22 protein-coding genes are annotated in these 21,579 nt (G+C 65.5%); 11 read left to right on the top strand and 11 right to left on the bottom strand.

What is annotated here, in order from left to right:
- Positions 1–91: 91 nt before the first annotated feature.
- The 4 genes from AC1DYX_RS04800 to AC1DYX_RS04785 are packed head-to-tail and all read right to left on the bottom strand — an operon-like array spanning position 92 to position 3,239.
- A complete protein-coding gene (locus AC1DYX_RS04800) occupies positions 92–1,378 on the bottom strand; it encodes an RNA polymerase sigma factor (protein WP_477256810.1) in 1,287 nt (428 codons plus the stop codon).
- 25 nt (positions 1,379–1,403) lie between these two features.
- Positions 1,404–2,312: a YciI family protein gene (locus tag AC1DYX_RS04795; RefSeq protein WP_477256808.1), complete on the bottom strand. Its 909-nt coding sequence runs from the start codon at positions 2,310–2,312 to the stop codon at positions 1,404–1,406.
- A gap of 10 nt (positions 2,313–2,322) precedes the next feature.
- Complete coding sequence (locus tag AC1DYX_RS04790) at positions 2,323–2,748, bottom strand: YciI family protein (protein ID WP_477256806.1); 426 nt, start codon at positions 2,746–2,748, stop codon at positions 2,323–2,325.
- Complete coding sequence (locus AC1DYX_RS04785) at positions 2,745–3,239, bottom strand: VOC family protein (protein ID WP_477256804.1); 495 nt, start codon at positions 3,237–3,239, stop codon at positions 2,745–2,747. Before AC1DYX_RS04785 ends, AC1DYX_RS04790 begins: the two co-directional genes overlap by 4 nt.
- A gap of 288 nt (positions 3,240–3,527) precedes the next feature.
- Between AC1DYX_RS04785 and htpG the strand changes: the two genes are divergently transcribed.
- Positions 3,528–5,450, top strand: coding sequence for a molecular chaperone HtpG (htpG, locus tag AC1DYX_RS04780; protein WP_477256802.1), 1,923 nt, complete (start codon positions 3,528–3,530; stop codon positions 5,448–5,450).
- Between the two features lie 15 nt (positions 5,451–5,465).
- Here the strand turns inward: htpG and AC1DYX_RS04775 are convergent, their stop codons facing one another.
- The 7 genes from AC1DYX_RS04775 to kynB form a co-directional block, all read right to left on the bottom strand.
- A complete protein-coding gene (locus AC1DYX_RS04775; protein ID WP_477256800.1) occupies positions 5,466–6,557 on the bottom strand; it encodes a DUF4034 domain-containing protein in 1,092 nt (363 codons plus the stop codon).
- Positions 6,554–7,858 (bottom strand): hypothetical protein, encoded by a 1,305-nt coding sequence (locus AC1DYX_RS04770; RefSeq protein ID WP_477256798.1) that lies wholly within the window; start codon positions 7,856–7,858, stop codon positions 6,554–6,556. The genes AC1DYX_RS04775 and AC1DYX_RS04770 overlap by 4 nt, the downstream gene beginning before the upstream one ends.
- Positions 7,859–7,929: 71 nt before the next feature.
- Positions 7,930–9,033: an acyltransferase family protein gene (locus AC1DYX_RS04765; RefSeq protein WP_477256796.1), complete on the bottom strand. Its 1,104-nt coding sequence runs from the start codon at positions 9,031–9,033 to the stop codon at positions 7,930–7,932.
- 17 nt (positions 9,034–9,050) lie between these two features.
- Entirely contained in the window at positions 9,051–9,596 is a 546-nt protein-coding gene (locus AC1DYX_RS04760) for an RBBP9/YdeN family alpha/beta hydrolase (protein WP_477256794.1), read from the bottom strand.
- Between the two features lie 45 nt (positions 9,597–9,641).
- Positions 9,642–10,481: a tryptophan 2,3-dioxygenase gene (gene kynA / locus AC1DYX_RS04755; RefSeq protein ID WP_477256792.1), complete on the bottom strand. Its 840-nt coding sequence runs from the start codon at positions 10,479–10,481 to the stop codon at positions 9,642–9,644.
- Positions 10,482–10,490: 9 nt separating this feature from the next.
- Entirely contained in the window at positions 10,491–11,762 is a 1,272-nt protein-coding gene (kynU, locus tag AC1DYX_RS04750) for a kynureninase (RefSeq protein ID WP_477256790.1), read from the bottom strand.
- Complete coding sequence (gene kynB, locus AC1DYX_RS04745; protein WP_477256788.1) at positions 11,759–12,406, bottom strand: arylformamidase; 648 nt, start codon at positions 12,404–12,406, stop codon at positions 11,759–11,761. The genes kynU and kynB overlap by 4 nt, the downstream gene beginning before the upstream one ends.
- Before the next feature lie 629 nt (positions 12,407–13,035).
- Between kynB and flhD the strand changes: the two genes are divergently transcribed.
- From flhD to AC1DYX_RS04695, 10 genes are all read left to right on the top strand, one after another.
- A complete protein-coding gene (flhD, locus tag AC1DYX_RS04740) occupies positions 13,036–13,353 on the top strand; it encodes a flagellar transcriptional regulator FlhD (RefSeq protein ID WP_036230363.1) in 318 nt (105 codons plus the stop codon).
- A gap of 95 nt (positions 13,354–13,448) precedes the next feature.
- The gene (flhC, locus tag AC1DYX_RS04735) at positions 13,449–13,994 is read left to right on the top strand and encodes a flagellar transcriptional regulator FlhC (protein WP_477256786.1); all 546 of its coding nucleotides are present in this window, start codon (positions 13,449–13,451) and stop codon (positions 13,992–13,994) included.
- Positions 13,995–14,046: 52 nt separating this feature from the next.
- On the top strand, positions 14,047–14,820 hold the full coding sequence (locus tag AC1DYX_RS04730; RefSeq protein ID WP_477256784.1) for a class I SAM-dependent methyltransferase: 774 nt from the start codon (positions 14,047–14,049) through the stop codon (positions 14,818–14,820).
- Positions 14,821–14,954: 134 nt separating this feature from the next.
- Positions 14,955–15,815, top strand: coding sequence for a flagellar motor stator protein MotA (gene motA / locus AC1DYX_RS04725; protein ID WP_477256782.1), 861 nt, complete (start codon positions 14,955–14,957; stop codon positions 15,813–15,815).
- Positions 15,816–15,854: 39 nt separating this feature from the next.
- Entirely contained in the window at positions 15,855–16,823 is a 969-nt protein-coding gene (gene motB, locus AC1DYX_RS04720) for a flagellar motor protein MotB (RefSeq protein WP_477256780.1), read from the top strand.
- Between the two features lie 24 nt (positions 16,824–16,847).
- Positions 16,848–17,399 (top strand): chemotaxis protein, encoded by a 552-nt coding sequence (locus AC1DYX_RS04715; RefSeq protein ID WP_477256778.1) that lies wholly within the window; start codon positions 16,848–16,850, stop codon positions 17,397–17,399.
- A gap of 103 nt (positions 17,400–17,502) precedes the next feature.
- On the top strand, positions 17,503–17,868 hold the full coding sequence (locus AC1DYX_RS04710) for a response regulator (RefSeq protein ID WP_477256776.1): 366 nt from the start codon (positions 17,503–17,505) through the stop codon (positions 17,866–17,868).
- A 40-nt stretch (positions 17,869–17,908) separates the two neighbouring features.
- Positions 17,909–20,071 carry a chemotaxis protein CheA gene (gene cheA / locus AC1DYX_RS04705; RefSeq protein WP_477256773.1) on the top strand — a complete coding sequence of 721 codons (2,163 nt, stop codon included), beginning with the start codon at positions 17,909–17,911 and terminating at the stop codon, positions 20,069–20,071.
- Between the two features lie 33 nt (positions 20,072–20,104).
- Positions 20,105–20,602: a chemotaxis protein CheW gene (locus AC1DYX_RS04700; protein WP_477256771.1), complete on the top strand. Its 498-nt coding sequence runs from the start codon at positions 20,105–20,107 to the stop codon at positions 20,600–20,602.
- Positions 20,603–20,656: 54 nt separating this feature from the next.
- Positions 20,657–21,568, top strand: a complete 912-nt coding sequence (locus AC1DYX_RS04695) for a CheR family methyltransferase (RefSeq protein ID WP_477256769.1) — start codon at positions 20,657–20,659, stop codon at positions 21,566–21,568.
- Positions 21,569–21,579 lie beyond the last annotated feature (11 nt).

Here is a 21,579-nt window from a genome sequence, read left to right as displayed (position 1 = left end):
CCCCTGTGCCCACGCGTGACGTTTGCGGTTCGTTGGCGTTACGCGTGGGCACGTTTCGTTTGAGGCCCCCGGCCTCAAACGCCCACCCTACCTATCCGGCGGCCAGTGCGCTCGCCCGCGCCCGCTCCAGCAGCAGCGCACGCTCGCGCTCGTTTTGCGTCAGGCCCGCGGCCCGTTCGAATTCGGCCTGCGCGTCCGCGTGCCGGCCCAGCTTCGCCAGCAGGTCGCCGCGCACGCTGGGCAGCAGGTGGTAGTTGCGCAGCGCCGGCACGTCCAGCAAGGTGTCGGCGAGGGCGAGGCCCGCTTGCGGGCCATAGGCCATGCCCAGCGCGACGGCGCGGTTCAGTTCCACGACGGGCGACGGCATCAACTGGGCCAGCGCGTCGTACAGGGCGGCGATGCGGGCCCAGTCCGTCGCTTCCGGCGTCAGCGCCCGTGCGTGGCAGGCGGCGATGGCGGCCTGCAGCGCATACGGCCCGAGGGCACCCAGGCGGCCGGCCCGCTCCAGCGCCGCGAGGCCGCGGCCGATCAGCAGCCGGTCCCAGCGCGAGCGGTCCTGGTCCATCAGCAGGATCGGTGCGCCGTCCGGTCCCGTGCGGGCGCGCTCGCGCGAGGACTGGATTTCCATCAGCGCGACGAGGCCGTGCACCTCGCCTTCGTCCGGCATCAGTTCCGCCAGCACGCGGCCCAGGCGCAGCGCCTCGCGGCACAGGGTGGGGCGCAGCCACTCGTTGCCCGCGCTCGCGGAATAGCCTTCGTTGTAGATCAGGTAGATCACCTGCAGCACGGACGCGAGGCGCGGCTTCAGCGCCTCGCCGCGCGGCACCTCGAACGGCACGCGCGCCTCCGCCAGCGTGCGCTTGGCGCGCACGATGCGCTGCGCCACCGTCGCTTCCGGTACGAGGAAGGCGCGGGCGATTTCGCCGGTCGCCAGGCCGCCCAGCAGCTTCAGCGCCAGCGCCGCGCGCGCCTCGGCCGACAGCACCGGGTGGCAGCACACGAAGATCAGGCGCAGCACGTCGTCGTCGATATCGGCCGCTTCCTGCGCGAGCGTGGCCAGTTCGGCGGGATCGCGGAAGCTGCCGCCGTCGGCCAGCAAATTGTCCATTTCCCAGCTCAGCTCGCCTTCCTTGCTGGCGTGCATCGCATGGTGGCGCAGGTGGTCGAGGGCGCGCCGCTTGGCCACCTGCATCAGCCAGGCGCCGGGACGGTCCGGCACGCCGTCCGCCGGCCAGCGCTCCAGCGCTTCCAGCAGCGCGTCCTGGGCGAGTTCCTCGGCCCGGCCCAGGTCGCGCAGCATGCGGGTCAGCGCACCGACGATGCGCGCCGACTCCATGCGCCATACGGCGTCGACGACCTTGCCCGCGGCGTCCGTCATGCGCATCCCCGCGCGCAAGTGGACGTCACGGCCGGTTCCACGCCGCCTGCGGCGCCAGTTCGGCGCGCAGGGCGGCGTCCAGCTGTTCGGCGCGTACGCTGGCTTCCTCGCGCAGCCGCGCGGCCGCTTCGGCCGGCGACGCAGGCGTCGCCAGCGGCGCAAGGATGGGCGCAATCGCGGCCACGGGACGGATCTCGACCTCGACCTCCGGGCCGGTCGGATAGGGCAGCGTGCGCGCCCAGTCCAGTGCGGCATCGATCGAGGGCGCGCGGATCATCCAGAAGCCGGCGATCAATTCCTTGGCTTCCGCGAACGGGCCGTCGATCACGTTGGCGCTGCCGTTCGCCGCGCGCACGCGCGCGCCGCGCGCCGTGGACTTCAGGCCGTCGCCGGCCAGCAGCGTGCCCGCCGCCGCGTGGACGGCGTTGAACGCGTTCAGGCGGTCGAGCTTTTCCTGCGCCGGGATGTTGTCGCGCTCGGTGGCGGCGTCGGAGCGCAGCAGGATGGCGTAACACGTGTCGTCGCCAGCCGCGCCGGGCGGGATGCCGGCACAGCCGCCGGGGCAGCCAGTCTCGCGCAATTCCAGCGTGACGGTGCCGTCGGCCGGGGCGAGGCCCAGGTCGCGCAGCCACGCCAGCGCGGCGGCGCGCGAGGGGGCCTCGAATACGGCGAAGCCGGCCGGCAGGCGCTCTGCGGCCGGGAACGGCCCGGCCGTCACGGCCTCGCCGCCGGGCCACAGCTTCAGGCGCCGCGCTGCGGCATCCGGGACGAAGGCCAGCGCGAGCGCAGGGGGGCGGGGCGTAGCGACGCCCGACATATCGGCGTCGGCCGGCTGGCCGGACGGCAGCCGGCGCAGCAGGTCGTCCAGCACGGCCTGCGGATCGGCCGCCGCGGCGCGCGCATCGTTGTCGGTGCGGATGAGCATGAACTGCATGACCGGCTCCTCAGCGTGCAGCCATCTGCTCGCGCAGGCGGTCTTCCTGCTCGCGCAGTTCGGGCGTGAATTCCGCACCGAAGTCGTCGGGACCGAACACCTGGCGGATCTCGATTTCGCTCTCGACGCCTTCGTGCGGATTCGGGCAGCGCTTGAACCACTCGATGGCTTCTTCCTTCGAGCTGACCTCGATCATCCAGAAGCCGGCCACGAGTTCCTTCGTCTCGGCGAACGGGCCGTCGATGACGGTGCGCTGGTCGCCGTTGAAACGGATGCGGGCGCCTTTGGAACTGGGATGCAGGCCTTCGCCCGCGAGCATGACGCCGGCCTTGACCAGTTCCTCGTTGAACCGGCCCATGTCCGCGAACAGTTTTTCGCTCGGCATCACGCCGGCTTCGGAGGCCTCGCTGGCCTTGACGATGACGATGAATTTCATTGCTGTGCTCCTTCGCAGCCCTGGCCCATGGCCATCGATTTCTGCATCTCTTCGCGCATCTGCTCGGGCGTCATGTCGCGCTTGTGGGTGGCGATCGACCAGCGGTGGCCGAACGGGTCTTCGAGCTGGCCGTAGCGGTCGCCCCAGAACATGTCGGCCACCTGCATGATGGGCTTGGCGCCCGCTTCCACGGCCTGTGCGTACAGGGCGTCGACGTCCTCGACATACAGGTGGATGTAGACGGGCGTGTTCTTCAGGGCCAGCGGACCGACGCTGCCATAGTCCGGAAAATCGTCGGCCAGCATGAACAGCGAGTCGCCGATGCGCATCTGGGCATGCATGATCTTGCCGTCCGGGCCGGGCATGCGGCTCGTCTCGACGGCGCCGAACGCCTGCTTGTAGAACGTCAGCGCGTCGGCCGCGCCGCTGCAGACGAGGTGCGGGGTGATGGTATGGAAGCCTTCGGGGATGGGACGCACTTGCTGGGTCATGATGTTCTCCTGTTCGGGTAAATGGTCGGCGGCTTCGGTAATGACCGGCGCCGCTATCCGTACGACGATCGGGCTTCCACGGTTTCGACACGCCCGCGCAAAAATATTTCGACGGAGCGTCACGTTATGCCGACGTCGTCAAAAAGTCGAGAAAATTAGCGTATGTACAAAGTTTCCTTATGTTAAGAACGAGTAAAAATGCGGTCCGGCAAAAAGGCTCTTGAAATCCTTGGCGTTATCCCAATATCGATCCGGTCTGTCCACCCCTGTTAGCAACGAGGAAATAAGATGGCTGTAGCCGAAAAAGAAACCCTTGGGTTCCAAGCAGAAGTCAAACAGCTGCTGCAACTGATGATCCACTCCTTGTATTCCAACAAGGAGATTTTCCTGCGTGAACTGATTTCCAACGCATCCGACGCGGCCGACAAGCTGCGCTTCGAAGCGATCAACCACGACAGCCTGTACGGCAACGACCATGAGCTGAAGATCAAGGTCCTGTTCGACAAGGCGGCCCGCACGATCACCATTTCCGACAACGGCATCGGCATGAGCCGCGACGAGGCGATCTCGCACCTGGGCACGATCGCCAAGTCCGGTACCAAGGAATTCTTCAGCAGGCTGTCGGGCGACCAGCAGGCCGACGCCGCGCTGATCGGCCAGTTCGGCGTGGGCTTCTACTCGGCCTTCATCGTGGCCGATCGCGTCACCGTCGAGACCCGCCGCGCGGGCGCGGACGCAGCCGCCGGCGTGCGCTGGGAATCGACGGGCGAGGGCGATTACACCATCGAGCAGATCGAGAAGACGAATCGCGGCACCGACATCATCCTGCACCTGCGCGAAGGCGAGGACGAACTGCTGTCGTCGTGGAAGCTGAAGTCCATCATCCGCAAGTACTCCGACCACATCTCCCTGCCGATCCTGATGAAGAAGGAAGAGTGGGACGAAGAGAAGAAGGAAACCGTCGCCCTCGACGACTTCGAGACCGTCAACCAGGCGTCCGCGCTGTGGGCCCGCTCGAAATCCGACATCACGAAAGAGCAGTACGAGGAATTCTACAAGCACGTCTCGCACGACTTCCAGCCGCCGCTCGCGTACACGCACAACCGCGTCGAAGGCCGCAGCGAATACACGCAACTGCTGTACGTGCCGGGCCACGCGCCGTTCGACCTGTGGGACCGCAACAAGCGCGGCGGCATCAAGCTGTACGTGAAGCGCGTCTTCATCATGGACGACGCCGAGCAGCTGATGCCGATCTACCTGCGCTTCGTGAAGGGCGTGATCGATTCGAACGACCTGCCGCTGAACGTCTCGCGCGAGATCCTGCAGGAGTCGCGCGACGTGCGCGTGATCCGCGAAGGCTCGACCAGGCGCGTGCTGGGCATGCTCGAGGAGATGGCCAACAGCGAGGAGCAGGAAGGTAAAGACAAATATGTGACCTTCTGGAAGGAATTCGGCCAGGTGCTGAAGGAGGGCATCGGCGAGGATGCCACCAACAAGGACCGCATCGCCAAGTTGCTGCGCTTCGCTTCCACGCACACGGATTCCGCGGAGCAGACCGTCTCCTTCGCCGACTACATCGGCCGCATGAAGGAAGGCCAGGACAAGATCTACTACGTCACGGCTGATAATTACAACGCCGCGAACAACAGCCCGCACCTGGAAATCTTCCGCAAGAAGGGCGTCGAAGTGCTGCTGCTGACCGACCGCGTGGACGAATGGATGCTGTCGTTCCTGAACGACTTCGACGGCAAGGAACTGGTGTCCGTCGCCAAGGGCGGCCTGGACCTGGGCAAGCTGGAGGACGAGGCCGAGAAAAAGGAGCACGAGGAAACTGAAACGCAGTACAAGGACCTCGTCGAGAAGATGAAGGGCGCGCTTGCCGACAAGGCGAAGGACGTGCGCGTCACCTTCCGCCTGATCGATTCGCCGGCCTGCCTCGTGGCGGACGAGCATGAACTGTCCGCGAACCTTGTGCGCATGCTGAAGGCGGCCGGCCAGAACGCGCCGGAGTCGAAGCCCATCCTCGAGATCAACCCGAACCACCCGCTCGTCACGCGCCTGAAGTACGAGGACGCCGCGAGCCCGCGCTTCGCCGACTGGGCGCACATCCTGTTCGACCAGGCCATGCTGGCCGAGGGCGGCAACCTGGCGGATCCGGCGGCGTTCGTGAAGCGTCTCAACGAGATGCTGCTGGCGACCGGCGCCAAATAAGCGCCGGCGGCATTGCTACAGGGAGGCCGGGCTTGCCCGGCCTTTTTTGTCGGGCTTCGGCTCGTCCTTGCTGTCGGTCGGGGATTCCTTGGCCCCGCGCTGGCAGGATTCCAGGCTGCGCTGCGAGTTGGGGCCCCACAGCGAGACGTCGATCTTCTTGCCGATCTTCTCCAGCAGCGCCCCCAGCGTGGGCCGATCCTTGGCCAGGCATGCAAAGTAGGCGTAGCGGTTGAGACGGCCGGAACTGGGAAAACGGGCCAGCATGTCGTCGTAGCTCTTTTTCATCGTGGGCCAGTCGGCGAGGCTGTCCTCGAACAACGCGTGGCCGAACTCCTTCTGGGCAGCCAGCGCGTACAGCCGCCCATACATGCCCGTGCCATAGACGGCCTGCGTCTGTTTCGTGACCTCGCGGATGTAGTCGTCCAGCATCCTTGCATTGCCGTGCCATTTCGGCAACAGCGGATTCAGCATGTCGAAGTACAGCTCGATATCGTTCGGGTTGCGCTTCAGGCCCTCCTGCTGGATTGCCTTGAGTGTCTCGATATCCCAGTCCAGGCCGTTGCCGATATCCAGCAACAGGTCATAGGCGGACGAGTCCGTCAAGGCGACGTCCGCATGATCCTGCAGATACCTGGCGGCGCGCTGCAGGCCGTTGTGGAAGTCTGCCCATGCTTCGGGGGGCACGTCCTTGGCGTAGCCGCCGCCGCGATACGACCACGCATGCGCCTTCAGGGTCCACGCATACAGGATGTGGGCCAGTGACGACTGCGGGTGCTCGGTCGCCCATTGCAGGGTAAGCGCCTCGAGTTCGCGCAGATACCGTTCGTCGTGGCCGGATTTTTTGGAGATCATGGCACTCAGGCCATTGCGGAAATATTCGACGTCCGATGCGCCTTCGGGGTGGAGTTGTGTGCCGTGCTTGAGGCGTTCGTTTTCTTTATCCAGTGCGGCGAAATCGCCCTTCACGAAGGATTTCATGGTCTCCGTCGTCAGCGCCGGCGTTTCCGCGCGGGACAGGCCCGGCATGGCTGCACCGGCCACGGCGGCCAGGGTGCAGGCTGCCAGTTGGCGTAACAGCGCACGCGATAATCGTGAAGCCGGCATCATTGCTTGGCTCCTTTCGGCGCGTCGGTTTTTTTATCGTCGTCGTCCAGGCTCCAGCTCATCTGCAATTTGTTCGGCGCGTTATCGGACGGCTTTTTGTAATGGCGGGCTTCGTCCGTCGCAAATTTCACGGTCGCGGCATCGAAGACGTTTTCGAACGCGACCGGGCGCACGCCGCGGATGCCGGGCACGACGACCTTGCGGCCGATGACGGCCGCGTCCAGCGGTTTGCCGTCGGCATCCAGCCGTACGTTCACGGTCGTGACGCCGGTTGCCATGAAGCTCCTGGCGATGACTGGATAGGGCGGCCGGCCAGCGGGATCCTTGACGTTCGCCGTGCCCGGCTTGTCCCAGGCGTTGCCGATGCGGTCGACGGCGGTCAGCATCGTGCCGTAACGGAAAGCGTTCAGTGCGGCGGCCGGTGCGACGCCCTGGCGCAGGCTTTCGCGCAGCCACCACTGCTGAAGCATGCAACGTTCCATGGGCTCCAGGGCGGCATAGTCCTTATCGTTGCCGAGCACGGCATATGCCACCAAGGGCGGCAGCGCGAGCCTCGGGTGGGCGGCATCGGCCGGGCCGCGCTCGAGCAGTGCATAGGCGGCCTGCTGCGGCAGCGGATCGGGCCAGGGTGGAGGATTGGCACGCGGTTGTCCCCAGTGGGCCAGCAGCTGGCGTTCGCCCTCCAGCATCGCCTCGCGTTCCGCCGCGGGCAGGGCCTGGATGCGCAGGATGCGGCTCGCAAAATCGGTGAAATGGGTATCGCCTTCGAGTTCGCAGACACTGGGTCCGTTGCGTAGCGCGGTCAGGGTTGCGGCCTCGTAGTGAGCGTCGCCGGGTTCAAGCTGCCATAACGACAGTTCATTGAGCATCCGCGCATAAACGGCGTAGGACACGTATCCCGACGGTGGCGGCTTGCCGGCTTCGGACTGGTGGACGCGCTCCTCGTCCACCCAGGCGGGAAACAGTTTGTCGATGCGTGCCAGGTGTTCCTCGGCGATCTTCTCCGCTGCGGCGCGCAAGGCGGGATCGAGCGCAAGCTGCTTGTCGAGCGCGAAGGCCCTGGCCAGCTCGCGATGCAAGCCTTGCACGATTTGTGTCCGTATGTCGTCGGAGAATCCGGGTTCGGTGGCGGCTTGCGTGCCGCCGGGCATGCAGACGAAGGCGCCCGCGAGCAGTGCTTTGCCAAGCAGCGCAGGCACCCGTCGGTGCACGTGCGTCAGGAAAACGGTTTTCACTTGGAGAAATGGAAATGGATGGTATGAAACTGCACAGGATAGCGCAATTGCAGAATCGCAAATACGCACATACTCACACATCCAGATGATTGCAACTAACCGACAATGCCAGCAAGATGCCGACACGGGCGCGCAGGCGTTCAGGCCCGTACCCGCGCCCCCAGCGCCAGCCCGGCATTGAACACACGCCTCAGCACCCGCTGCAACACCTCCGTAAGCGGATTCAGGACCAGCGCCGTGAGTGCGATCGCGGTGCCGATGGCAAAGATCTCGTGCGCCGCGCCACGCTCGACCGGGAACACCGCCTGCCACAGGCCGATCACGACGGCGTGCGACAGGTACAGCGTGAACGTGTGCCCGGCCACGAAGCGGATCGGCCGGGCCAGGCGCAGCAGGCCGTCGAACCTGGCCTCGCGGGCGCAGGCAAAATTTACCAGGATGAGCAGCATGACGACATAGTCGGCCAGCACGCGGTCGGCGCTGCCCATGCGGATGCCGGGGAAAGGCCACAGGCCGGTGGCGACGCCGCGCAGATACGTCTCCGGATCGGACCAGCCCCACAGGCCGATGAGGACAACGGAAAGCAACCAGCCCGCGCGCGCGATGCCCGCCCCGAACGTCAGGCGCGACTGGTAACGGTACAGCGCGACGCCGGACAGCCACACGGGCAACAGCAGCCACAGGCGCGGGCCGACGAGGGCCAGCACGACACCGGTGGCGAGCCAGCGGCGGCGGCCGCGCAGGAAGTGGACGACGCCGAACAGGACGTAGTACCACGCTTCGTAATTGAGCGACCAGTACGGAACCAGCCAGGGCGGGCGTTCGACGAAATGCCATGCGTCGCCCAGGAAGGCCAGGTGGAACGGCACGTACAGCCAGGGGCGGCGCAACTGGTATGCCTCGTCGACCGGCATGTCCAGCAGGCCGTGCACGCTCGTGGCCAGGATGAACGCCAGGATCAGCACCGGCAGTGCGACGGAGTACAGGCGCGCCGCGCGGGCCACGACATAGCTGCGCGCGGTGAGGTTCTTGTGTTCGGCGCTGTAGGCGATCACGAAGCCGGACAGCACGAAGAACGCGATCACCGCCACCCTTCCGAAGTCGGGGACGAGGGCGATCTGGGCATCGTCGAGGATGCGGAAATAGCGGAAATGCGCCACCACGACGGCCAGCGCGGCGCACGCGCGCGCCAGGTCGAGGTAGAGGGAGAAGCGCGCATCGAGCGCGCCGGCCCGCGCAATCATCGTGCCAATCCTTGGGGTCAGGGGTTCAGGTCGCGGCAGAATTCGTCGAGCAGCGCCTCGCCCTCAGGCCAGGGCCCGTAGCCGCTGCCGCCGTTGATGTGGCCCGCCGGGCCGATCTCTACCAGCTGGCTGCCCCACGCCGCGGCGAACGCGCGCGCCCGCGCCGGGGACACGTATTCGTCGTTGCTGCTGGCGACGACGATGGACGGGAACGGGAGCGGCGCCAGCGGGATCGGCCGGAAGCCGTTGGCGGCTATCGGGTACGACGGCGCCTCGACGTCGCTCGGCGCGACGAGGAAGGCACCGGCCACCTTCAGCCTGGAGCCTGAGGCTGCCCACTGCGCCACCAGCAAGCAGGCGAGGCTGTGCGCCACGAGAATCGGGCGGCCTTCGCAATGGGCGATGGCGGCGTCCAGTTCGGCCACCCATTCGTCGCGGTCGGGATTGTTCCAGTCGCGGTGCGGCACCCGCGTCCACGCCGGGTATTTACGTTCCCAGTGGGTCTGCCAGTGCTGCGGGCCCGAGTTCCACAGGCCGGCCAGCGTGAGGATGTCGCACTTCATGTCCACTCCTTGTGATGATGCCGACCATTCTACGATGACGCGCGACTATAACGCCGTCCGCAGCGCGAACAGCTCCGGAAACAGCACCACGTCCAGCATCTTGCGCAGGTAGCTGACGCCCGCCGTGCCGCCCGTGCCCGGCTTGAAGCCGATGATGCGCTCCACGGTCGACACGTGGCGGAAGCGCCAGAAGCGGAACGCCGTCTCCAGGTCGACCAGCTTCTCGGCCAGTTCGTACAGGGTCCAGTGGTGCTCGGGATCGCGGTAGACCTCGAGCCAGGCCGCCATCACGGAATCGTCGTGGACGGTCGGCCGCGTCGGATCGGTGTCCAGGCGGCCTGGGGCGATGGCGAGGCCGGAGCGGTCCAGCAGGCGCACGGCCTCGTCGTAGATCGATGGCGCGTGCAGTTCGCGTTCGAGCAGTTCATGGTGTTCGGGCGATGCCTTGTGCACGGCCAGCATGTCGGCGTTCTTGTTCCCCAGGATGAATTCCAGTTCGCGGTACTGGAACGACTGGAAACCCGAGGACGATGCCAGGTAGGGGCGGATCGCGCTGTACTCCGGCGGGGTCATCGTCGCCAGCACGTCCCAGGCGTGGACCAGCTGGTCCATGATGCGCGCCACCCGCGCCAGCATTTTGAAAGCGGGCGGCAGGTCGCCGGCGCGGATGTGGGCGCGCACGGCCTGCAGTTCGTGCAGCATCAGCTTGATCCACAGCTCGCTCGTCTGGTGCTGGATGATGAACAGCATCTCGTTGTGGTTCGGCGAGCGCGGGTGCTGGGCCGACAGGATTTTGTCCAGGCACAGGTAGTCGCCGTAGCTCATGCTGCCGCTGAACTCCATCTGCGCGCCATGCCATTGCGGGGCGTTGCGTTTCTTGTCCATGCGGCCTCCTCAGGTCACGGCGCCGCGCGCGGCGCGGGTGTCGTAGGCTTCGCGGTCGAGGATGTCGCGCAGGTTTTCCACGGCGTCCCAGGCGTCCGCAAAGCGCGTGTACAGCGGCGTGAAGCCGAAGCGCATGATCTCCGGCTCGCGGTAGTCGCCGATGACGCCGCGCGCGATCAGCGCCTGCATCACCGCATAGCCGTGCGGATGCGTGAAGCTGACCTGGCTCCCGCGTTCGGCATGGGTGCGTGGCGTGACGAGCTTCAGCGGGTGCGCGGCGCAGCGGCTTTCCACGAGCGCGATGAACAGGTCCGTGAGCGCCAGCGACTTGGCGCGCAGCGCGGCCATGCTGGTGGCCTCGAAGATCTCCAGCCCGCATTCGACGAGCGCCAGCGACACCACCGGCTGCGTGCCGCACAGCGCGCGGCCGATGCCCTCGGCGGCTTCGAATCCGTGCGACATCGCGAACGGCGCCGCATGGCTCCACCAGCCCGTGAGCGGATGGCGGAACGCGGCCTGGTGGCGCCGCGGCACCCAGATGAATGCGGGAGCGCCCGGGCCGCCGTTCAGGTATTTATAGGTGCAGCCGACCGCGAAGTCGGCGCCGGCGCCGTGCAGGTCGACGGGGACCGCGCCGGCCGAATGGGCGAGGTCCCACACGGCCAGCGCGCCGCGCGCGTGCGCGCGGCCGGAGAGCGCGGCCATGTCGTGCTGGCGGCCCGTCCGGTAGTTCACGTGCGTGAGCATCAGTACGGCGCAGTCGGTGTCGATGGCGGCGTCCAGGTCGTCGTGCGAGTCGACGAGGTGCAGCCGGTAACCGCGGTCCAGCCAGCGCGCGAGGCCATCCGCCATATAAATATCGGTGGGGAAGTTGCTGCGTTCCGTGACGATGACCTTGCGGGCCGGGTCGCGCCCGGCCTGGATCGCCAGCGCCGCGGCCAGCGCCTTGAACAGGTTCAGCGACGTCGTGTCCGTGACGACGACCTCGCCGGCCCGCGCGCCGATCAGCGGCGCGAGGCGGTCGCCCAGCCGGCCGGGCAGGGCGAACCAGCCTGCCGTGTTCCAGCTGCGGATGAGGTCATGCCCCCATTCCGCCGCGACGACTTCGCGCGCCCGTTCCAGCGCGGTGCGCGGGCGGGCCCCGAGCGAATTCCCGTCCAGGTAGATGACGCCCTCGGGCAGGTCGAAGCGGTCGCGCAGCGGGCCGAGCGGGTCGGCCGTGTCCAGCGCGACGCAGGCGGCGCGCGTTTCCGCGCTCCCGGTCAGGTAGGCGGCGCTCATACCGACTCCGCGGCGGGCAGGGAGCGCAGCACGGCGCGCACGGGGCTGGCGTCCATGCCGGCCAGTTTCAGGGGCAGGGCGATCAGTTCATAGTCGCCGGGCGGCACGTCGTCCAGCACGATGCCTTCCAGGATCGCCATGCCGTGGCGACGCACCGCGTGGTGGGCATCGAGCGTCCTGGAATCCTGCGGGTCGAGCGAGGCGGCATCCGTGCCGACCAGGATCACGCCCTTCGAGGCCAGCAGGGCGATCGTGGCGGCGGCGATGGCGGGAAAGTCCGGATCCCAGGCGGCCTGCGGCGCACGCGCATAGGTACGCAGCAGCACGCGCGGGGGCACGCGGTCCAGGTGGGCGGCGACGTCGGCCGGCAGGACGATTTTGACGCCGGTGCAGTCGATCACCCGGCACGGGCCGAGATAGGACGCAAGGCCGACCGCGTCGATGGACTGGCCTTGCGGGTCGTAGTGAGAAGGGGCGTCGGTGTGGGCGCCGAGGTGCGTCGTCATCGTCATGCGGCTGACGCGGACCGGGCAGCCATCCTTGATGTCCCAGGTGGGGCTGGCGTCGAACGGGGTGTCGCCGGGCCAGACCGGGATGGCAGCCGAGATCGTCGGGCTGATGTCCCAGAGGGTAGCAGGGGGCATGGGGGCTTCCTGAAGGTAGCGGTGAGGCCAGTGTAGCAAGAAAACCATCGCCGACATTGTCACTTTTGCATTGAATGCCTGCCGTCGAAATTTTTTCGGTTTTTTTTGCATGGAACCCTAAAGTTCTCCTAACGCCGTCCGATAACCCATCCAGATGAGCGGGATTGGGCCTCGGAAAAATTTTTTGTGGAAACCCTAAAGTTTCGCAAAAGGCATCCGATAACCCTCTCAGACGTCCGGAACCGGATTAAAAAAAGTTTGCCGAAACCCTAAAGTTAGGCGAACAGCATCCGATAACGAGTCTGAAACGCTGCTTGAGGGACAAAATTTTTTTTGAGAAACCCTAAAGTTCTCGAAAACGTTGACGTAAACCAACACAGCAGTCTGTCGTTGGCTGCGTCGCGGGGCCGAAAAGCACCGTTGCATCACCTCTCCCATCCGCCCGTTTTCATAGGGGCGCGACCATGATCCGGCAGGGTTTGTCAGACAAACTCCTACGGGTCGCCTTCGTCTTTGCCGGACCAAAAATACAGACACTCTCCAATACACGAAAAGTTTCCACRCAGTCAGAATCTATCTCAACGGCAACACTTAACGCCTTACAGAGACGATCACACGGAGAGATGGAAATGACTGCGAACGACATGATGGCTGAAATTCGTGATGCGAACCTGAGCTACCTGATGCTGGCACAGCAGATGATCCGCGCAGACAAGGTCACCGCAATTTTCCGCCTCGGCATCTCGGCCGACATCGCCGACCTGATCGAAGGCATGAGCAACGCCCAGATCCTGAAACTCGCCGGCGGCAACATGATGCTGGCCCGCTTCCGCTTCGACGACGCCGCGATCCTCGGCATGCTGACGAGCCACAGCAAGGACCGCGCCCTGGCCCAGTCGCACGCCGCCATCCTGATGGCYGGCCAGCCCGCMGAAGAAATCGCCTGACAGCAAACCCCCGGCAGCGAACGAAATTCGGGGTCAGAGCACGCTCTGACCCCGAATTCAGCCAGCAGACCAGCAGCAGAATCGGAGCAAATAAAATGAGCAAGAAAAGCGTCGTCTCGGAAGCCCAGGAAATCCAGCTGGCCATCGAACTGATCCAGCTCGGTGCCCGCCTGCAACTGCTGGAAAGCGAGGTCACCCTGTCGCGCGAGCGCCTGATCAAGCTCTACAAGGAACTGAAGGGCGTGTCGCCGCCGAAGGGCATGCTGCCGTTCTCGACCGACTGGTTCCTGACCTGGCAGCCGAATATCCACGCTTCGCTGTATATCAATATCTACAAGTTCCTCGTCGAGTACGCGAGCGCCACCGGTATCCAGGCTGTGATGAAGGCCTATAAACTGTACCTGGAACAGATGCCGCCGGCCCCGGGCGAAGAACCGCTGCTGTCGCTGACCCGCGCCTGGACCCTCGTCCGTTTCTTCCAGGGTAATATGCTCGTGCTGGCGCCGTGCGGCAAATGCCAGGGCAAGTACGTCGTCAACGCCCTCGACCTGAACAACGATTACCAGTGCGGCCTGTGCCACATGCCTTCGCGCGCCGGCAAGACCCGCAAGGCCAGGGACGCCGCGCTCGCCGCCGCCTGAGCACTTCATCCCGTTACGTGATCTTCCGATGCACCATGCCACGGGGCAGGCCATGAATACGCCTGCCCCGCGTCGTTTGCTGGATGCGCCGTCCGTGCGCGCGCTGCTGGCCCAGGCCGGCGCCTTCCCCCTGACCCTGCTGTCCGTCTGGCTGCTCGCGCGCCTGGGCGCGGCGCCGTCGTGGGACGCCGTCGCCCTTGTCCAGGGCGGATGGGCGGCGCTGCTCGCCTGGCGCCTCGGGCTCGCCGTCTGGTGGCGCGCGATCGAACTCGTGTTTCCGTCCTGCGTGCTGCTCGCGCGCGGGCTGGACCTGCCGCCCGGCCTGTTCCTCGTTCTGTTCGTGCTGTTCCTGCTCGTGTACTGGTCCACGTTCCGCACCCAGGTGCCGTACTACCCGTCCGGACGCGCCGCTTGGGACGCTGTTGCCGGATTGCTGCCGGCCGACCGGCCGCTCGCCATCGCCGACGTCGGCAGCGGCCTGGGCGGACTCGTGCTCGACCTGGCCCGGCGCCGTCCCGACAGCCAGGTCGACGGCATCGAACTGGCGCCGCTGCCGTGGTGCGTGAGCCGGCTGCGCGCGGCGCTGTCGGGCAGCCGGGCGCGCTTCGTCCGCGGGGATTATGAAACGGTAAATTTTGGTCACTACGACGTCGTGTTCGCCTATCTGTCACCGGCTGCGATGCCCGGTCTCTGGCGCAAGGCGGAAGCCGAAATGCGACCCGGTAGCATGCTGCTAAGTTATGAATTCGACATTCCCGGAAGAATACCGGACCGTCGCGTTGTCGCGACTAACAGTAAGAAAATTCTCTATCTTTGGCAATTTTGACGAGCTAGAGGGCACTTTCGCTTGCCCGTAGTCGATTCTCAAGCTAATCTAGTTCTCTACGTAAATATTTCTCTCTGGATTCATCAGCTTGACTCCAGACCGGGCCAGCCCCGGGTTCACGCATCGGGAGTCCCGTGTTTGTCATTGTTGGTTACGTTGTAGTCCTCGCTGCCGTCTTCGGCGGCTTCGCGATGAACGGCGGTCACCTGGCGGCGCTGTGGCAGCCGCTCGAACTGGTCATGATCGGCGGCGCCGCGGCCGGCGCATTCTTCGTCGGTAACAGCCCGAAGGCCGTGAAGGCCACGCTGGCCGCGCTGCCCACGCTGCTGAAGGGCTCCAAATACACGCGCGAGATGTACATGGAACTGATGTCGCTGCTGTTCGACGTCCTGTCCAAGGTGCGCAAGGAGGGCCTGATGTCGATCGAAGGCGATATCGAAGCCCCGGAGCAGAGTCCGGTGTTCTCCAAGTACCCGGCGGTGCTGGCGGACCACCACGTTGTCGAATTCATTACCGACTACCTGCGCCTGATGGTTTCGGGCAACATGGACGCGTTCCAGATCGAGAACCTGATGGACAACGAGATCGAGACCCACCATCATGAGGGTGCGGTCCCGGCGCATTGCATCGCCAAGCTGGGCGACGGCCTGCCGGCGTTCGGTATCGTGGCGGCCGTGATGGGCGTCGTGCACACGATGGAATCCGTGGGCCTGCCGCCGGCCGAACTGGGCATCCTGATCGCGCACGCGCTGGTCGGCACGTTCCTCGGCATCCTGCTGGCGTACGGCTTCGTCGGCCCCCTGTCCAGCCTGCTCGAACAGAAGCTGGAGGAATCGACCAAGATGTTCCAGACGGTGAAAGTCACGTTGCTCGCCAGCCTGAACGGCTACGCGCCCGCGCTGGCCGTCGAATTCGGCCGCAAGGTGCTGTATTCGACCGAGCGCCCGACCTTCGCCGAACTCGAGGACCACATCAAGAAAGCCAAGAGCAAGTGATGATGCGCATGATTCACCTGAACGCCGCGGGAGCGACGCATGGCTGAAGAAGGCCAGCGGCCGATCATCGTCAAGCGCGTCAAGAAGGGCGGCCATGGGCATCATGGCGGCGCCTGGAAGATCGCGTATGCCGACTTCGTGACGGCGATGATGGCGTTCTTCCTGCTCATGTGGCTGCTCGGCTCGACCACGAAGGGCGACATGGAAGGCATCGCGAATTACTTCAAGACGCCGCTGAAAGTCGCCATGCAGGGCGGCACGGGCGCCGGCAACAGCAATTCGATCCTGCAGGGCGGCGGCAAGGACCTGACGCGCCGCAATGGCCAGGTCAAGAACGGCGATGTCGAACCCAACAAGAAATCGATGGACCTGAAGTCCGCGCGCGAGGCGCTCGAGAAGGAAGAAGCGGCGCGCCTGGAAGAGCTCAAGCAACGCATCCAGCAGACGATCGATGCCAATCCGCTGCTGCGCAAGTACAAGAACCAGCTGCTGCTGGACGTGACGAGCGAAGGCTTGCGCATCCAGATCGTCGACGAAAAGAACCGCCCGATGTTCGCCTCCGCGAGTGCCGAGCTGCAGCCGTACACCCGCGACATCCTGGACGTGCTGGGCCTCGTGCTGAACGACGTGCCGAACCGCATCGGCCTGTCGGGCCACACGGATTCCACGCCGTATTCGACGCCGGCGGGCTATACGAACTGGGAATTGTCGGCCGACCGCGCCAACGCGTCGCGCCGCGAACTGGTGCACGGCGGTCTGTCCGACGCCAAGATCCTGCGCGTGGTGGGCCTCGGCTCGGCCGTCCACCTCGACCGCGCGGATCCGTTCAACCCGATCAACCGCCGCATCAGCATCCTCGTGATGAACAAGCGGACCGAGAACGCCGTGCTGCACGACGGTACGCCGCTGGACGTGCCGGGCGAGAGCACGGACGCGGCGGTGAAGGCGGTCGCCGAAGCGACGGGTGGCGGTCTGGCGCACGACAAGGCGCCGGCGGCGAAGAAATAACGGGCGGGATGTTCTGGAGGATTTATGACGACAAGAAAAAAGATTCTCGGGTCACACGTCAAGCGCCTCCTGTCGGGCGTGTCCGACCATGGCAGGCGCCACCTGTCCGAAGTCGAGACCGACCTCGTGCAGACGACGCTGTTGCTGGAAGAAGCCGTCGAAAAGCTGACGAGCAGCTTCATGGCGATCCACAACGTGGTCGATGCGCGCCAGGAAGCGATCAACCGCCTGCTGGCCGGCCAGGCGCCGACGGCGGAGGACAGTGCGTGCCTGACGACGATGTCGGGCGAAATTGCGGGCCACGTGAACGCGGCGGTGACGAGCATGCAGTTCCAGGACATGACGAGCCAGCTGCTGGACCGCACTTTGCGCCGCGTGACGGGCCTGCGCGAGTTCCTGACGACGCTGTCCGAGCATGGCGACGGCATCCTGCCGGAGAGCGACGGCGACGAGATCGTCGAACGCCTCGGCAAGGTGAGCATGGCGCTGGCGATCCAGTCGCTCGAGCTGCGCAGCATGCTGCGCAAGTCGGTGGAACAGCGCCACCTCGAGAGTGGTGATATCGAATTATTTTAGCCTGCGGGGTCAGAGCCCGAATTTCTCGGTTGGGCTCTGACCCCGTCTGATCAGATACGATAGCCGCACAACGGCAGTGACATAAAACAGCAGGAGCAAAAAGATGGCAAAAACAATTCTCGCAGTCGACGATTCCAGTTCCCTGCGCCAGATGGTGGCGTTCAGCCTGAAGGCCGCGGGCTACCAGGTGGTGGAAGCGGTCGACGGACAGGATGGCCTGGAAAAGGCAAAGCAGCAGACCGTCGACCTGGTCCTGACCGACCAGAACATGCCGAAGATGGACGGGCTCACCCTGATCAAGTCGCTGCGCAGCCTCCCGGGCTACCAGAAGACCCCGATCCTGATGCTCACCACCGAGTCGTCCGAAGACATGAAGTCGAAGGGCCGCGCGGCCGGCGCCAACGGCTGGCTGGTCAAGCCGTTCGACCCGCAGCGCCTGATCGAGGTGGTCAAGAAAGTCATCGGCTGACGGCACCTGGCCGCGCCGATTGCACCAGACGGATAATGACATGACCATCGACATCAGCCAGTTTTACAAGGTCTTTTTCGACGAGGCGGAAGAGCTGCTCGCCGAGAAGGAGCGTCTGCTGCTGGCCGTCGATATCGATTCGCCGGACCCGGAAGACCTGAACGCGATCTTCCGTACCGCCCATTCGATCAAGGGCGGGGCATCGACCTTCGGCCTGAACGACATGAGCGAAGTGACGCACGTGCTCGAGTCCCTGCTGGACCGCATCCGCAAGGGCGAGATGGCGCTGACCGCGCAGCACGTGGACGCTTTCCTGGCCGCCAAGGACATCCTCAAGATGCAGCTCGACGGCCACCGCAACGGTGCGGACGTCGACCAGGAGGCCGTCGCCAACGTGCGCATGATGCTGCACGACCTGTCCGAAGGCGTGATCGTGCCGACGCACCAGCCGACCGTGCCCTCGTTCCTGCACGCCGAACCGAAGCAGCAGGTCGCCGAGGGCGCGCACCGCTACAAGATCGAGCTGCCCGACCTCGCCAAGCGCGACGTCGATGCGCTCGTGGACGAACTCGGCCTCCTGGGCCGCGTCTCCGTCGTGCCGCTGACGGCCGGGCGCACCGCGCTGATCATCACGACGCACGAGAGCCTGGACGACATCATCGCCATCTGCTCCTTCGTGCTCGACCCGGGCGACCTGAAGATCTTCGAGGCGCCTCCGCTGACGCCCGAGCAGCGCGCCAGGGAAGCGGCGGAACGCGCCCGCATCGAGGAAGAGCAGGGCTACGGCTTCTTCGACCCGGCCGACCCCGAGGACGCCGGCCCACGCGAGCCGACCGACGACGAACTGGGCTACGGCTTCTTCCAGCCGATCGAGCAGATCCGCCGCGAGGCCGGCATCGTGGCCGAGGCTCCGCCGCCGGCCCCGGCGCGCCCGGAGCCGCTCGACATCACCGAAGTGGCGGCGGAAAAGAAGGCTGCGAAGAAGGCGGCCGAGGGTAGCCACGCGCAGGGCGGCGAATCGTCGTCGATCCGCGTGTCGATCGAAAAGGTCGACCAGCTGATCAACCTCGTCGGCGAACTCGTGATCACCCAGGCGATGATCGAACAGCGCAGCTCGGGCCTGGACCCGATGCTGCACCAGCGCCTGCTGCAATCCGTGGCGCAGCTGACGCGCAACACGCGCGACCTGCAGGAATCCGTCATGTCGATCCGCATGATGCCGATGGACTTCGTGTTCTCGCGCTTCCCGCGCATGGTGCGCGACCTGGCCGGCAAGCTGGGTAAAAAGGTCGACTTCATCACGAACGGCGCCGCGACGGAACTGGACAAGGGCCTGATCGAGCGCATCGTCGATCCGCTCACGCACCTCGTGCGCAACTCGATCGACCACGGCATCGAGATGCCCGCCGCGCGCATGGCCGCCGGCAAGTCGGAGTCGGGCCGCCTGTTCCTGTCGGCGGCGCACCAGGGCGGCAACATCGTGATCGAGGTCGCGGACGACGGCGGTGGCCTGAATCGCGAACGCATCCTGGCCAAGGCGAAGGAAAACGGCCTGGCCGTGTCGGACAACATGAGCGACGCCGACGTCTGGCAGCTGATCTTCGCCCCGGGCTTCTCGACGGCGGAAATCGTCACCGACGTGTCGGGCCGCGGCGTCGGCATGGACGTCGTCAAGCGCAATATCCAGGCGCTGGGCGGCACCATCGACATCCGCTCGGCGCGCGGCTTCGGCACGACGATCCTGATCTCCCTGCCGCTCACGCTGGCGATCCTGGACGGCATGTCGATCCGCAGCGGCGACGAGATCTATATCCTGCCGCTCGGCTTCGTCGTCGAATCGCTGCAGCCGGCGCGCGCCGACGTCAAGGAAATCCACGGCCAGGGCCGCGTCGTCAAGGTACGTGGCGAATACCTGCCGCTGATCCCGCTGTACCAGATGTTCAACATCGAACCGCGCCTTACCGATCCGTGCGAGGGGATCCTCGTGATCCTCGAGGCGGAAGGCCGCAAGGCCGCGCTGTTCGTCGACGAACTGGTCGGCCAGCAGCAGGTCGTCGTGAAGAACCTGGAAGCGAACTACCGCAAGGTGACCGGCATCTCCGGCGCCACCATCCTCGGCGACGGCGGCGTGGCGCTGATCCTGGACGTGGCCGCGCTGCTGCGCTCGTCGCGCCAGCTGTCCGACGAATCCGTCCTTTTTTGAACCACTTAACACCTCCCTTCGATAGGAATTGACATGTCCATCCAACCGACGAACAAGCCGAACGATGCTCACGACGGCAGCGGCAGCGAATACCTGGCCTTCACCCTTGGCTCCGAGGAGTACGGCATCGACATCCTGAAGGTGCAGGAGATCCGTGGCTACGAGACCGTGACCCGCATCGCCAACGCTCCCGAATTCATCAAAGGCGTCATCAACCTGCGTGGCATCATCATCCCCGTGGTCGACATGCGCATCAAGTTCAACCTGGGCACGCCGACCTACGACCAGTTCACCGTCGTGATCATCCTGAACATCGGCGGCCGCATCATGGGCATGGTCGTGGACAGCGTGTCCGACGTGACCACCCTGAGCCCGGACCAGATCAAGCCGGCGCCGGAGATGGGCACCGCGTTCAACTCCGACTACCTGACCGGTCTCGGCACCGTCGACGAGCGCATGCTGATCCTGATCGACATCGACAAGCTCATGTCGTCCAGCGAGATGGGCCTGATGGACAGGATGGCGGCATAAAGCTGGCTGCGCGGCGCAAGGGACAACCCGGACCGCGCGCGGTCCGCAGAACGAATGCAACCCATGGCTAACAACGTGCCGCCCACAACGACTACCCAAACGACAAGGCTGGAAACAAGAGCCGCCGGCCGGCACGAGACCGGCAAGGAATTCGAGTTCACCCGCGCCGACTTCGAGCGCGTGCGCGGCCTGATCTACCAGCGTGCCGGCATCTCGCTGGCCGACAGCAAGCAGGAGATGGTCTACAGCCGCCTCGCGCGCCGCCTGCGCGCGAACGGCATCGACTCGTTCTCCGCCTACCTCGATGCGCTGGAAGCGGGCCGCATGCCGGCCGAATGGGAGTCGTTCACGAACGCGCTGACGACGAACCTGACGTCGTTCTTCCGCGAAGCCCACCATTTCCCGCTGCTGGCCGAGCATGCGCTCAGGGCCCGCGGCCGCCACGGCACGCCGCTCACGGTGTGGTGTTCGGCGAGTTCCACCGGCGAAGAGCCGTATTCGATCGCGATGACCCTGTGCGAGGCGTTCGACACCCTCACGCCCCCGGTCGCCATCATCGCCACCGACATCGACACGAACGTGCTGGCCACCGCCAGCGCCGGCGTCTATCCGATCGAACGGGTCGACAAGATGGATCCGGCGCGCCTGCGCCGCTTCTTCCTGAAAGGGAAGGGTGCCCAGGAGGGCCTCGTGCGCGTGCGCCCGGAACTGCGCCAGCTGATCACGTTCCGCCAGCTGAACCTGCTGGCCGACGGCTGGGACGTCAAGGGCCCTTTCGACGTCATTTTCTGCCGCAACGTGATGATCTACTTCGACAAGGCCACGCAGCGCAAGATCCTGGCGCGCTTCGTGCCCCTGATGAAGCCCGATGCGCTGCTGTTCGCCGGACATTCCGAGAACTTCCTGTACGTCTCCGACGCGCTGCGCCTGCGCGGCAAGACGGTCTACGAATTGCACCAGGGCTGACGCCCGACGGA

Source organism: Massilia sp. P2_C2, assembly GCF_056404615.1.
Note: the sequence above shows the minus strand (reverse complement) of the source record. Positions and strands in the feature narration are given on the sequence as shown.

Coding starts and splice junctions, on each gene's coding strand:
- AC1DYX_RS04800 (WP_477256810.1), bottom strand. CDS start 1,378: ATGACGGACGCCGCGGGCAAGGTCGTCGACGCCGTATGGCGCATGGAG.
- AC1DYX_RS04795 (WP_477256808.1), bottom strand. CDS start 2,312: ATGCAGTTCATGCTCATCCGCACCGACAACGATGCGCGCGCCGCGGCG.
- AC1DYX_RS04790 (WP_477256806.1), bottom strand. CDS start 2,748: ATGAAATTCATCGTCATCGTCAAGGCCAGCGAGGCCTCCGAAGCCGGC.
- AC1DYX_RS04785 (WP_477256804.1), bottom strand. CDS start 3,239: ATGACCCAGCAAGTGCGTCCCATCCCCGAAGGCTTCCATACCATCACC.
- htpG (WP_477256802.1), top strand. CDS start 3,528: ATGGCTGTAGCCGAAAAAGAAACCCTTGGGTTCCAAGCAGAAGTCAAA.
- AC1DYX_RS04775 (WP_477256800.1), bottom strand. CDS start 6,557: ATGATGCCGGCTTCACGATTATCGCGTGCGCTGTTACGCCAACTGGCA.
- AC1DYX_RS04765 (WP_477256796.1), bottom strand. CDS start 9,033: ATGATTGCGCGGGCCGGCGCGCTCGATGCGCGCTTCTCCCTCTACCTC.
- AC1DYX_RS04760 (WP_477256794.1), bottom strand. CDS start 9,596: ATGAAGTGCGACATCCTCACGCTGGCCGGCCTGTGGAACTCGGGCCCG.
- kynA (WP_477256792.1), bottom strand. CDS start 10,481: ATGGACAAGAAACGCAACGCCCCGCAATGGCATGGCGCGCAGATGGAG.
- kynU (WP_477256790.1), bottom strand. CDS start 11,762: ATGAGCGCCGCCTACCTGACCGGGAGCGCGGAAACGCGCGCCGCCTGC.
- kynB (WP_477256788.1), bottom strand. CDS start 12,406: ATGCCCCCTGCTACCCTCTGGGACATCAGCCCGACGATCTCGGCTGCC.
- flhC (WP_477256786.1), top strand. CDS start 13,449: ATGAGCAAGAAAAGCGTCGTCTCGGAAGCCCAGGAAATCCAGCTGGCC.
- AC1DYX_RS04730 (WP_477256784.1), top strand. CDS start 14,047: ATGAATACGCCTGCCCCGCGTCGTTTGCTGGATGCGCCGTCCGTGCGC.
- motB (WP_477256780.1), top strand. CDS start 15,855: ATGGCTGAAGAAGGCCAGCGGCCGATCATCGTCAAGCGCGTCAAGAAG.
- AC1DYX_RS04715 (WP_477256778.1), top strand. CDS start 16,848: ATGACGACAAGAAAAAAGATTCTCGGGTCACACGTCAAGCGCCTCCTG.
- AC1DYX_RS04710 (WP_477256776.1), top strand. CDS start 17,503: ATGGCAAAAACAATTCTCGCAGTCGACGATTCCAGTTCCCTGCGCCAG.
- cheA (WP_477256773.1), top strand. CDS start 17,909: ATGACCATCGACATCAGCCAGTTTTACAAGGTCTTTTTCGACGAGGCG.
- AC1DYX_RS04700 (WP_477256771.1), top strand. CDS start 20,105: ATGTCCATCCAACCGACGAACAAGCCGAACGATGCTCACGACGGCAGC.
- AC1DYX_RS04695 (WP_477256769.1), top strand. CDS start 20,657: ATGCAACCCATGGCTAACAACGTGCCGCCCACAACGACTACCCAAACG.